This window comes from Rhodopseudomonas sp. AAP120, from assembly GCF_001295845.1.
GTDB lineage: Bacteria > Pseudomonadota > Alphaproteobacteria > Rhizobiales > Xanthobacteraceae > Rhodopseudomonas.
On the sequence record NZ_LJIC01000142.1, the window covers coordinates 1 to 11,875 of the forward strand.

General features: G+C 62.8%; 11 protein-coding genes. 5 read left to right on the top strand and 6 right to left on the bottom strand.

Features of this window, described 5'->3' with window-relative positions; translation table 11 throughout:
- Positions 1 to 93: 93 nt before the first annotated feature.
- The 3 genes from IP86_RS21275 to IP86_RS21285 form a co-directional block, all read right to left on the bottom strand.
- Complete coding sequence (locus IP86_RS21275; protein WP_054164433.1) at positions 94 to 2,394, bottom strand: xanthine dehydrogenase family protein molybdopterin-binding subunit; 2,301 nt, start codon at positions 2,392 to 2,394, stop codon at positions 94 to 96.
- Positions 2,391 to 2,879 carry a (2Fe-2S)-binding protein gene (locus IP86_RS21280; RefSeq protein ID WP_054164434.1) on the bottom strand — a complete coding sequence of 163 codons (489 nt, stop codon included), beginning with the start codon at positions 2,877 to 2,879 and terminating at the stop codon, positions 2,391 to 2,393. The genes IP86_RS21275 and IP86_RS21280 overlap by 4 nt, the downstream gene beginning before the upstream one ends.
- Positions 2,880 to 3,337: 458 nt before the next feature.
- Positions 3,338 to 3,721, bottom strand: coding sequence for a helix-turn-helix domain-containing protein (locus IP86_RS21285; RefSeq protein WP_054164435.1), 384 nt, complete (start codon positions 3,719 to 3,721; stop codon positions 3,338 to 3,340).
- 403 nt (positions 3,722 to 4,124) lie between these two features.
- On the opposite strand from IP86_RS21285, the gene IP86_RS28835 reads away from it, so the two are divergent.
- A complete protein-coding gene (locus IP86_RS28835) occupies positions 4,125 to 4,601 on the top strand; it encodes a hypothetical protein (protein WP_156332582.1) in 477 nt (158 codons plus the stop codon).
- 2 nt (positions 4,602 to 4,603) lie between these two features.
- Positions 4,604 to 5,815, top strand: a complete 1,212-nt coding sequence (locus tag IP86_RS28285) for a trypsin-like serine protease (RefSeq protein ID WP_082364168.1) — start codon at positions 4,604 to 4,606, stop codon at positions 5,813 to 5,815.
- 341 nt (positions 5,816 to 6,156) lie between these two features.
- Here IP86_RS28285 and IP86_RS21290 read toward each other — a convergent pair whose 3' ends face one another.
- The gene (locus IP86_RS21290) at positions 6,157 to 7,530 is read right to left on the bottom strand and encodes a PleD family two-component system response regulator (RefSeq protein WP_054164436.1); all 1,374 of its coding nucleotides are present in this window, start codon (positions 7,528 to 7,530) and stop codon (positions 6,157 to 6,159) included.
- 8 nt (positions 7,531 to 7,538) lie between these two features.
- Positions 7,539 to 7,904 carry a response regulator gene (locus IP86_RS21295; RefSeq protein ID WP_054164437.1) on the bottom strand — a complete coding sequence of 122 codons (366 nt, stop codon included), beginning with the start codon at positions 7,902 to 7,904 and terminating at the stop codon, positions 7,539 to 7,541.
- A gap of 142 nt (positions 7,905 to 8,046) precedes the next feature.
- Here IP86_RS21295 and IP86_RS21300 point away from each other — a divergent pair, with 142 nt between their 5' ends.
- Together IP86_RS21300 and IP86_RS21305 are read left to right on the top strand one after the other, a co-directional pair.
- The gene (locus IP86_RS21300; protein ID WP_054164438.1) at positions 8,047 to 8,346 is read left to right on the top strand and encodes a DUF3572 domain-containing protein; all 300 of its coding nucleotides are present in this window, start codon (positions 8,047 to 8,049) and stop codon (positions 8,344 to 8,346) included.
- 10 nt (positions 8,347 to 8,356) lie between these two features.
- Positions 8,357 to 9,643, top strand: coding sequence for a DNA polymerase IV (locus IP86_RS21305; protein WP_054164439.1), 1,287 nt, complete (start codon positions 8,357 to 8,359; stop codon positions 9,641 to 9,643).
- 653 nt (positions 9,644 to 10,296) lie between these two features.
- Here IP86_RS21305 and IP86_RS21310 read toward each other — a convergent pair.
- Complete coding sequence (locus IP86_RS21310) at positions 10,297 to 11,118, bottom strand: cell envelope integrity EipB family protein (RefSeq protein WP_502694010.1); 822 nt, start codon at positions 11,116 to 11,118, stop codon at positions 10,297 to 10,299.
- A 289-nt stretch (positions 11,119 to 11,407) separates the two neighbouring features.
- Between IP86_RS21310 and IP86_RS21315 the strand changes: the two genes are divergently transcribed.
- Positions 11,408 to 11,875: a RidA family protein gene (locus IP86_RS21315; protein ID WP_054164441.1), complete on the top strand. Its 468-nt coding sequence runs from the start codon at positions 11,408 to 11,410 to the stop codon at positions 11,873 to 11,875.

An 11,875-nucleotide genomic window follows, 5' to 3' on the forward strand; every position in this document is an offset into this window, starting at 1 on the left:
CCATCCACGCCTTGCGGCGCGGCAAAGACGTGGATGGCCGGGACGAGCCCGGCCATGACGTGGTGAGAGGCATCGGCTCGAACGACGCGAGCATCAGGCCTTCATGCCGGCCTTCACCGCTTCCGCGGTGATCGGCAATGAGCGCAGGCGGGCGCCGCAGGCGTTGAAGATGGCGTTGCCGAGTGCGGGCGCGACGACCGTCACCGCCGGCTCGCCGACGCCGGTGGCCTTCTCGCCATTGGCGATGACGCTGACCGCGACCTCCGGCACCTGACTCATGCGCAGCACGTGATAGGTGTCGAAGTTGCTCTGCTCGATCGCGCCGTGCTTGAGCGTGGCCTTCTCGACCATCGCCAGCGACAGCCCCCACAGCGCCGCGCCCTCGACCTGAGCGCGGATGTTGTCGGGATGCACCTGGATGCCGACGTCGGTGGCGACGGTGAGCTTCTTCACCTTGACCTCGCCGCTCGGGGCCACCGCGACATGGGCGACGCACGCCGTCCAGCTCGCCGAGGCGCGCTCCTGCGACGACACGCAGGCGACGCCCATGCCCTCGCCTTTCGGCAGTTGCTTGGCGCCGTAGCCGGCCATGCCCATCGCGGCGAGCAGCGTGTTGCGCAGCCGCTGCGCGCCGCCGTCGTTCTTGCCCTTGCCGTCGAGCAGCGCGATGCGGAATTGCGCCGGGTCCTGCCCGGCCGCATGGGCAAGCTCATCGATCATGCTTTCGACCGCCCAGAACGTCCACCCCGGCGCGACCGAGCGGAGCTGGCCGGACGGCGTGGCGTTCTGCGCCATCTCGTTGAGGATGGCGCGGACGTTGTGGTTCGGCACCGAATAGAAGAAGTCGGCGCCGTTGACGGTGAAGGCATCGAGCGCGCCCTTCTTGTCGACCGAGGGCGACAGGAAGTCCGGGATGCCCCAGCGCTTGGTCGGCCAGGCGCTGACGACGTCGTGCTCCAGCGCGACGAGCTTGCCGTCGCCGTCGAGACCCGCCTTGACCTTCTGAAAGGTGAGCGGCCGCGAGAAGTCCATCGTCATGTCGTCTTCGCGCGAGTAGATCACCTTCACCGGCTTGCCGACCGCCTTGGCGGCCAGCACCGCCGGCACCATCATGTCGGCATCCAGCCTGCGGCCGAAGCCGCCGCCGAGCCAGGCCTGATGCATCACCACGTATTTCGGATCGACCCCGGCCGCCGCAGCCGCGATCGCGCCGGAGCGGGTCGCGAACTGATTGCCCGAGTAGATGTGCCAGATGTCGCCCTGCTGTTGCGCGGTGGCGTTCATCGGCTCGAGCGGCGCGTGGATGTTGATACTGGTGGTGTACTCCGCCTCCAGCACCTTGGCGGCGCCGCCGAGCGCCGCGGAGGTGTCGCCGTCCTTGACGAAGAACAGCCCCGAGTCACCCTGCGCCTGCAGCCGCTTCGCCTCTTCCAGCAAGGACTCGCTGGAGACCTCAGCGTTAGGGCCAGGATTGTAGCTGATCTTCAGCGCGGCCGCAGCCTTGCGGGCGTTGGCGTAAGTATTGGCCACCGCCACGACCCAGCCGGTCGTCGTCGCGGTCTTGTCGTCCAGCACCACCGCCTTGATGAAGCCCGGCACCTTCTTGGCGTCGCTGTCGTCGATCGACTTCACTGATGCGCCGTAACGCACCGGCGGCATCACGATCTTGCCGTACACCATGCCGGGCAGCATCGTGTCGATGCCGTATTTGGCGCTGCCGTTGGTCTTCGACGGAATGTCGAGCTGCGGCACCGACACGCCGATCATCGTGTAGTGATCCGGCGTCTTCAGCTTGATTGCTTTCAGCTCGTCCGGCGTGAAGGTCTTGGTCAGCTTGCCGCTCTTGACGATCTCGGCGAAGCTCATCGACTTCCTGGTCTTCGGATGAGTGACGCGAGAGTCGCGCACTACCAGTTCGTCCTTGAAATACGGCGGCACGCCCATCGCAGCGACCGCGGCGTCGACCAGCGCGATGCGGCCGGCGGCGCCGGCGCGGCTCATCGCGTCGAAGTTCATCATCGTGCTCCAGCTCCCGCCGGTGATCTGCGCGCCGAGCACGGGGTCGTTGAACTTCGGATCGTTGGAGGCCAGCTGGACCCGCATGTCCTTCCAGCTGGCGCCGAGCTCCTCGCAGATGATCTGCGCCATGGTCGAGGCGATGTGCTGACCCATATCGGCCTTGCCGCAGGTGACGGTGACGAGACCGTCCGGCCCGATCGCGTACCAGACGCTTGGCTCGAACGCGGACGGCGCGGCGATCGCCTGATCGGCGCCGAGCAGGCCCGGCACGCTGCTGTAGCCGAGCACGAGCCCGGCGGCGGCAGTGCCGACCAGGAACGAGCGGCGGCTGAGATCGACGCCCTGCGACGGGGATACTTTGACGTGCTGGTTCATGTCGCGCTCCGCTCGTTGGAGGTGCTGGCGGTGTGCATCTCGGATGCGGCGCGCATGATCGCCTTCTGGATCCGCGAGTAGGTCATGCAGCGGCACAGATTGCCGTCCATATGCGCCACCACCTCATCCTTGGAGGGATTGGGATTGGCGGCGAGCAGCGAGGCCGCCTGCATGATCTGGCCGGACTGGCAGTAGCCGCATTGCGGCACCTGCTCGGCGATCCACGCCTTCTGCAGCGGATGATCGCCCTTCTGGCTGAGGCCCTCGATGGTCGTGATCTTCTTGTTGACCACGTCGCCGGCCAAGGTCTGACACGACCGCACCGCTTCGCCATTGACGTGCACCGTGCAGGCGCCGCACAGGCCGGCGCCGCAGCCGAACTTGGTGCCGGTCATCTGCAGTTGTTCGCGGATGACCCACAGCAGCGGCGTATCGTTGTCCGCGTCCACAGACAGACTCCGCCCGTTGATATTGAGCTTGAGCATCTCTCTCCCCAATGCCGGTGCATGAAGCCGCTTACGGCGGCGCTCACTTCTGGCTTGCTGGCCTGACACCCACCGGACGATGCCGACCTTGCCGGTAGGATGATCAGGTTGTCGCAGGGAGGCAATTGCGAAGTTGAATTGGACTAATGAAAAAGATACAGCCGGCGGGCAGCCGACGACTGAGCCGCACGGGCGATTGTGCAACGCGATTAGCTGAGAAGTAGCTGGATTTTCGAACTGATCGCGCTAATTACGTCGCAACGCAAAAGGAAATGCGCCGCTGAGGGATGCCGCACCGCCGCAACGCGAAGCCGGGGATGGCGTCCTGTGGGACGCAGAAGCGGCTCGGCCAAACTCTCAACTCTCGGTCGCACCGAACCGAGCATCGCTCGTGTTTGAAGTGAGGATATCACAAGGCCTCTTCACGGTAGAAACAGCTGATGAGCCGACGGGCCTGTCTACGCCGCCCGCTCAACCTTGTAGGGACGAACCAGAAGATCCGCCGGAATTTTCCAAGCTTCAGCGATCCTGTGAATCATTTCGACGGTGAGCGCACGGCGGCGACCAAGCACCTCCGAAGCCCGCGAGCGCGACCCGAAAAGTTCGGCCAGTTCGGATTGCGTGTGTCCCAGCTCGTCGATCGCGTAGCGCAGAACATCGACCGGATCGAAGCTGTCATCGATCGCCAGCGGCCAACGCTTGGCCTCGTAGATATCGACCAACGCGAGCAGTACATCCAGCTTGTCGCCTTGCTCCGAGCCTTCGGGCGCTCCCCAACATGCTTCGATCGCGGCGAGCGCCGCGCGGTGATCGTCATCGGTGCGGATCGGACGAATATCCACGGCTCGTCTCCTCAAAACTGCGACACGGTCAAAGCATCGACGCGATCGTATTCGGCATGCGTGCCGATGAACTTCACGAAGGCGACCTAGCGGCAAAAATCGAACGCGACAACAAGTCTGAAGGTGTCGCCCGCCACCTCAGACCTTACGCGGGGACTTCGGCTTTGGACACAGCCATCTAGATGTCCTCCGTCGGCCTGACGGTATTTATGAGCAGCACAGCGGTACAGTCAGCCGATCACTCGCCCTAAGCCTTCTGTATACAAGATATGAGGAGTCGCGTGGCGTAATACACAGCTCAAAGTAACTCCTATCGAAAGAATAATCTGCGCTATCATTAATTGCACTTGCTGACAATCAACCGCAGCGGTAGTAAGAAAATCTTCAAAAATGGATACACGTCATGCCATCAATTGCATTGCAGATTATTGGGAATGAAGCGCAGGCAACTTGCGACAGGCTTAAGGGAAGTGAAGGCGAGAGGGCTCAACGAATCCTGGACCTGATTAAGGAGAGCCGAGCCATTGCAGCGATTTCATCAGCGCAAAACGCGAGTCTTGAACGAGTCGCCGCAGATGCCCTCACTTCAGCGGCTCGGGAATGTCCAGAATATTTCAAGAAGCTAATAGAGGAAGCCACCTCGCTGGAAATTGCGAACCAGACTCAACAGTCTGACCTGTTGACAACGACCGTGAATGCAGCGCCTTACATTTTTGGATTGATTATCTGCTTGCGCATAAGAGCAATCAAGCTCGGTCCAGTCGAAATCAAATTCTTCGAAGGACTGCCACCAGAGATTCCCAACTTTGTATCTGCGCTTCTGAAAAGCGAAACCGAAAGCATTGATACGGTCATCGATCATCTTCCTCCCTCCGAATAATCATGTCAAAATCAGTGACATCACATGATCTTCTTTCCGTGCGAGTCGCGCGCGCTCGCATATCGGCCTTTTTGGCCCAAACTGGATTTATGCCTCTTGATCAAGTCGGCGTACGTCTGAATGAAGACTTCGACGCGAAAGACGTCATCGAGAGACTCGGTGACGTCGGCGGTCCGCCGCTACTCACTCAAGAGCGCAATGCCAACAGCCTCGCTCAATCCAAGACGCCGGGTGATACGAACGGAATTCTTTGGATTCCCGTCGATAGGTTGACGTTTGGAAATGCAGAGAAGGAAGCCGCAATCCAATTGAAGGACCGTTTCAAAAATTGCATTTGCGCTGCGTCAGCAGGCCTCTCTCTGGGCAGCACTGGGATTGTGGAGGTATCCGTCAACACAGACAAGGCAACGCCAACTAAGCCGGACATACTTCGACATATACTTGCTAATATTGCAAAGCAGGATATTCGAGTCGTGTCCGGTCAACTTGCACGAATTCACAGCATCAACGATCGGGATATCAAAGAGGCAAAAAATTGGATTCGACGCTCCCACGGCAGAATGAAACCAGGCATTCAAATCGAAACGCTGCGCCGAAAATCCACATTGACTTGGACCTTTGGCCAAGATGGTCGTCGGTGGTGCATCGGAGCTGGGCACGCCCTTGAGCGAGACGAACGAGTGTATCAACCAACCTCGTCCTTCGACGAGAGATCAATTGGTCAAGTTAAATTCACGACCTTCGCCAGTGGACATAGATCACGATTGCATGTGGATGCAGCCATCATCGAACTAGAACAGCGATGGGACATCGCCGACGAAATTCTTGAGCGGGAAATGGCGACGGATATCTGGAAAGGTGAGCTGAGTACGGGCGACGAGGTATTCTTTCTAGGTGCCGGCACTCAAGGGCTAAGTAAAGCACGAGTCGGCACAGTTGAGACAGAAGCGCCAGTGCTTACGTCCGAAAATAAAATCATTTACTATCAAGATCACATATCCCTCTATCGTACAGACGAGAATCCCGTGAGTCGAAATGGTGATTCCGGGGGGCCTGTATTCGTGCTGGCGGACGGCGGTGCGCGTGTCTGTGGAATGATTGTCGCTGGTGGCGACAGGAAAGCTGGAACGAGAAAGCCCGTGAGTTATTGCACTCCAATCAAATTCGTTATTACATTTGCTCAGGACTGCCTTCGGAAGGGTTCGTGGGGATGACCACAAGAGAACAAGCGAGAAGGTACCTTCCCGAGGCGAGAGAACTTGTTCGCAAGGCCGGAGGTATAATTTTGCAGTCGGGCGCCCGAAACGACTCCGGAGACTGGGTAATCGCATTCGATCTAGCCAAATCGGTGAGTGGCCTGCCACGTAGAGTGGGACCTGTCCAAATCGTATTCGAGGTGGCGGAATTTCCTGAAATAGAAGAATATCTTGCGGGCTTTGGAACCAAAGTTTGATGTGATTGATTGGAAAGACTGGCGGTTGCCGTTCGGAAACGATTCACTCGAAGTCCGTCTGGCTGCTTACCAAATAGCTCTTAGTCCAGCGCTCCGTCGCCCTTACGCCGCCGCCGCCACCACCCGGTTCCGGCCGTCGTGCTTGGCACGGTACAGCGCCGTGTCGGCGCGCTTCAGCAGGTCGCGGATGGGTTCGCCCTTGCGTTCGAGTGTCGACAGGCCGACCGAAATCGTGACTTCGATCCGGCGCTCGCCCTTCTCGATCGCGAACGGCTCGCCGGCGATGGCGCGGCGCAGGCGCTCGGCGACCATCTGGGCGACGTGCAGATCGGTCTCCGGCATCACGATGACGAATTCCTCGCCGCCGTAGCGGCAAGCGAGATCGATGCCGCGGATCGACTTCTTGATCCGCAGGGCGAATTCGCGCAGCACGTCGTCGCCGGCATCGTGGCCGTAGGAATCGTTGATCGACTTGAAAAAGTCGATGTCGAGGATCATCAGCGCCAGCGGCTTGCCGCGAGCGCCGGCCTGCTCGGCCAGCGTGGCGAGATGGCTTTCCATGTAGCGGCGATTATGCAGGCCGGTCAGGCCGTCGGTGATCGCCATCTCGATCGAATGCTGCACGTTGTCGCGCAGATGATCGGTGTAGCGGCGGCGGCGGATCTGGGTGCGGGCACGCGCCAACAGTTCGTTCTTGTCGACCGGGCGTAGCAGATAGTCGTTGACGCCGATCTCCAGCCCGCGCAGCAGCCGCGAATTGCTGTCGGCGTCGGCGATCGCGAGGATCGGCACGTGCCGGGTCCGCTCCAGCGAGCGCGCCTGGCTGCACAGCCGCAGCCCGTCGAAATTCTCGAGGCCGAGCGAGACGATCAGCAGGTCGTAATTGCCCTCCGCAGCGTGGAACAGCGCCTCGGATGGGTTCGGCTCGACGTCGACGTCGTGCTCGGTGCTGAGCAGCGGCGCCAGCCGCTCGTAGGACGACGGCCGGTCGTCGACCAGCAGGATGCGCCCGCCCCGGCCCTGATCGTTGACCGCCTCGCGCTCCGGCGCCTGCACGCCGATCTCGAACGAGGTGATGGCCCGCATCCGCAGCTCGTCGGTCATCATCTTCAGCCGAGTCAGCGATCGCACCCGCGCGATCAGCACGACATCGGACACCGGCTTGGTGAGGAAATCGTCGGCGCCGGCTTCGAGCCCGCGCACGCGGTCGGCCGGGCTGTCGAGCGCCGTCACCATCACCACAGGGATGAAATGCGTCTTCGGATTGGCCTTGAGCCGGCGACAGACCTCGAAGCCGTCCATGTCCGGCATCATCACGTCGAGCAGCACGATGTCGCATTCGGCGCGCTCGCAGATCTCCAGCGCCTGCAGACCGTTCGACGCGGTGACGACGTCGAAATACTCGGCCGACAGCCGCGCTTCGAGCAGGCGGACGTTGGCCGGAATGTCGTCGACCACCAGGATCCGTGCGGACATGCCTTCTCCTAACCGATGAAGCGGCGCACCGTTTCGATGAACTTGCCCACCGAAATCGGCTTCGACAGATAGGCTTCACAGCCGCCCTCGCGGATGCGTTCTTCGTCGCCCTTCATCGCGAATGCCGTCACCGCAACCACAGGAATGTGGCGCAGCTCGGGATCGTCCTTGATCCAGCGGGTCACATCCAGGCCGGACACCTGCGGCAGCTGGATATCCATCAGGATCAGATCTGGACGCAGCTTGCGAACCAGATCGAGCGCCTCATAACCGTTGCTCGTTCCCGCCGTCTGATAGCCATGGGCTTCCAGCAGGTCGCGAAAGAGCTTCATGTTGAGCTCGTTGTCCTCCACGATCAGGACGGTCTTGGCCATCCCGCCCTCCCATCCTGATACGACAATGCCCCATTCTGCGACGAGCGAAGCTGTTCGACTGGCCGCATGTGATAGACCTGCAAGACTCGGGCATGATTGAATAAAATAGAGCTCAGAAGTTACGGAAAGGCAAACATTCCCGATGCCAAAGCGCGTTCACAACGTCCGGCAAGTTTCTGAAATCGTGGCAGTTCAGGCGCTGTCCTTCATCGCCTCGGATCCCGAGCGGCTGGGGCTGTTCCTCGCCGAAACCGGTCTCGGGCCGGAGACGCTGCGGCAGTCCGCGGCCGATCCGCAGTTCCTGATCAACGTGCTGCAGTTCATCCTGCGCGACGACGCCACCGTGAAGGCATTCGCGACGTCGGTCGATCTCGACCCGACCAATGTGGCGGCGGCGCTGCAGGCGCTGGAGGACAAGCCGTGGGAGCGCGACATTCCGTGAGTCCGATCCGGTGACCGACCTGCCGCGCGGACCGCTGCGCTTCTGCCGTGACTGCCTCGCCGACAACGGGGCGGCGGCACGGCGCTGTGCGGCCTGCGGGTCGCCGCGGCTGATCGGCCATCCGGAACTGCCGAACCTCACGCTGGCGCATATCGATTGCGACGCGTTCTACGCCACCGTGGAAAAGCGCGACAATCCCGACCTCGCCGACAAGCCGGTGATCATCGGCGGCGGCAAGCGCGGCGTGGTGTCGGCGGCCTGCTACATCGCCCGCACCTACGGGGTTCGCTCGGCGATGCCGATGTTCAAGGCGCTGGCGCTGTGCCCGTCAGCCACCGTGGTGCGGCCCGACATGGCCAAATACGTCCGCGTCGGACGCGAGGTGCGCCAAGCGATGCTGCAGCTGACGCCGCTGGTCGAGCCGCTGTCGATCGACGAAGCGTTCCTCGACCTGTCCGGCACCGAGCGGCTGCACGGCACCATCGCGGCGAAAGTGCTGGCGCGGTTCGCGCAGCAGGTCGAGCGCGACATCGGCATCACGGTGTCGGTCGGGCTGTCCTGCAACAAGTTCCTCGCCAAGATCGCCTCCGACCTCGACAAGCCGCGCGGCTTTGCGGCACTCGGTCAGGAGGACGCGCGGGCGATGCTGGCACCGCGGCCGGTCGGCTTCATCTTCGGCGTCGGCCCGGCGACCGAGGCCCGCCTCAGCCAGCGCGGCTTCCGCACCATCGGCGATCTGCAGAAGGCGGACGAGATCGAGCTGATGCGGCAGTTCGGCGACGAAGGCCGCAGGCTGTGGCGGCTGGCGCGCGGCATCGACACCCGCAAGGTGGTGCCGGACCGCGGCGCCAAGTCGATCTCCAACGAGACGACGTTCGACACCGACATCCGCGACTTCGAAACGCTTGAACGCATCCTGTGGCGGCTGTCCGAGAAGGTGTCGTCACGGCTGAAAGGCGCCGCGCTGGCCGGCTCGACGGTGACGTTGAAGCTGAAGACCGCCGATTTCCGCCAGCGCACGCGCTCGCAGACGATCCATGCGCCGACCCAGATGGCAAACCGCATCTTCGCGATCTCCCGCGAGATGCTGGCCAAGGAAATCGACGGCACCGCCTTCCGCCTGATCGGCACCGGTGTCAGCGCGCTCAGTGAGCAAACCCAGGCCGACGCCTCCGACCTCCTCGACCGCCGCGCCGCCACCGCCGAACGCGCGATGGACGACCTCCGCAAGAAGTTCGGCAACGCCGCGGTGATCCGGGGGCTGGTCTATACCGGGCCGGAGAAGCCGCGGGAGTAATCGTGCGACGAGCGCCGAACGCAGTCCCCGCGCTCCGGACGCCGTGCCCCGGACGCTGCGCAGCGCGCCGCTTTTGCGGCGTGGTGCGCTGCAGATCCGGGGCCCCGGTTTAGCTGCACACGAAGGAACCGGGGTCCCGGATCGGCGGCGCCGCGCTGCGCGCGGCACCTTGTCCGGGACACGGTGAGGGTCGTGGGAGAATTGAAGCCGACGATTACTTACTCGGCTTCACCGTCTCGACGTGCCGCTTGCCTAGAGATCGGGCCCGTGCCCCGGACGCTGCGCAGCGCGCCGCTCTTGCGGCGTGGTGCGCAGCAGATCCGGGGCCCGGTTTGGCTGCACGCGAAGGAACCGGGGTCCCGGATCAGCGGCACCGCGCTACGCGCGGCACCTTGTCCGGGACACGGTGAAGGGTTGGGAGAATTGAATCCGACGACTACTTAGTCGGTTCGCCGTCTCGACGTCCAGCTGGCCTAGAGACCAGGCCCGCGCCCCGGACGCTGCGCAGCGCGCCGCTCTTGCGGCGTGGTGCGCTGCAGATCCGGGGCCCCGGTTGGCTGCACACGAAGGAACCGGGGTCCCGGATCGGCGGCACCGCGCTGCGCGCGGCACCTTGTCCGGGACACGGTGAGATGGAGGTTTGAGTCGGCCGCCTACTTACAGGGCTTCGTCGCCTTGACGTCGAACTTGCCCATGGCGCCGGCGAGGACGAAGTCGTTGTAGTCGAGCACCAGGGAGCGCGAGACGCCGTTTTCGTAGAGCTCGAAGCTCATCGCGTAAACCGGCGTCTGCTCGCCGGTATCCGACTTGGCGCTGCGATCGTAATAGCTCACGGTCACCGGCCAGCGCGTCAGCGATTTCATCGCCGCGTCGGAGGTCGACGGATCGGGATTGGCCACGGTGCGATCGCCGAGGATGGCCTGACCGATCACCGTCAGCGTGTTGTACACCTTCTCGCCGCCGTCGGAGCCGTCATAGACCTGCAGTTCGAGCAGCGACTTGCCCTCGCGCGCGGCGGCGATGATGCGTTCGATCTGCTCGGTCGGGAACACCGTCTTGCCGTCGAGCGTGAAGGTCTTCTGCACCGGCTGCTTCAGCTTCACGGTGATCTTGTCGCCGGTGCGCTCGGCGACGCCGTCGACGTCGCTGGAATCGCTGTCGTTCATCTTGGTGTCGATCTTGAAGCGATAGCTCTTGCCGGCGGCGTCTTCCCAGCTCGACGAGCGCAGATCGCTCAGCGTGTTCTTGCCCTCGCCGCTCTCGATCTCCGATACCTGGCGGAAGTCCGAGGTGTAGCCTTCGCAGGCATTGCCGGAGAAATTGTACAGGATGCGGCCGCGCACCGTGCTGACCGAGGCGTTGTTGCGCGTCTTCATCAGGCTGAGATCGTACAGCGCCTGATGCGGCAGAAACGTAACGCCCGGCCCGGCGGCGGCCGGCGTGGCGCCCAGCGCCGCGGCGCCGATCATCGTCATCGCCAGCATGGAGAGGCGGAGGCTCGTCTGGGGTAGCTTGCGCATGTCGTCTCCGTGGGAACCTCGGTTGAGGATAGGCAGCGGTCGATCGTACCGCAACGGCTGCTCACCGATGGAACACCCGATTACGGTGAAATCGCGGACGAATCCGCATCAAAGCTGACTGATCGACGCCGCCCGGCTTGCTTGCCAGAGCAGCCGCAATCGGCCAAACAGGTGCGCCCGGTCGCACCGACGGCCGGGACGTTTGTGACGAACAGACATCCGATAAACAGACATGGGGACCACAATGGCCGGAGCCATCGAGCAGAAACTCACCGCGCAGGGAATCGTCCTGCCCGAACCCACCAGCCCGGTCGCCAATTACGTCGGCTTCGTGCGCACTGGCAATCTGCTGGTGGTGTCCGGCCAGATCTGCTTCGACGCCGAAGGCAAGCTGGTCGCCAAGGGCAAGCTCGGCGCCAATGTCAGCATCGAGGACGGCAACGCCGCCGCGCGGGCCTGCGCGATCAATCTGCTGGCGCAGCTCAAGGCCGCGCTCGGCGATCTCGACAAGGTGGTGCGCGTGGTGCGGCTCGGCGGATTTATCAATTCGACGCCCGACTTCACCGACGGCCCGAAGGTGATGAACGGCGCCTCCGACCTGATGGTCGCCGCGTTCGGCGACAAGGGCCGTCACGCCCGCACCACGATCGGGGTCGCCTCGCTGCCGGCCGACGCCGCCGTCGAGGTCGAAGGCCTGTTCGAAGTCGCCTGA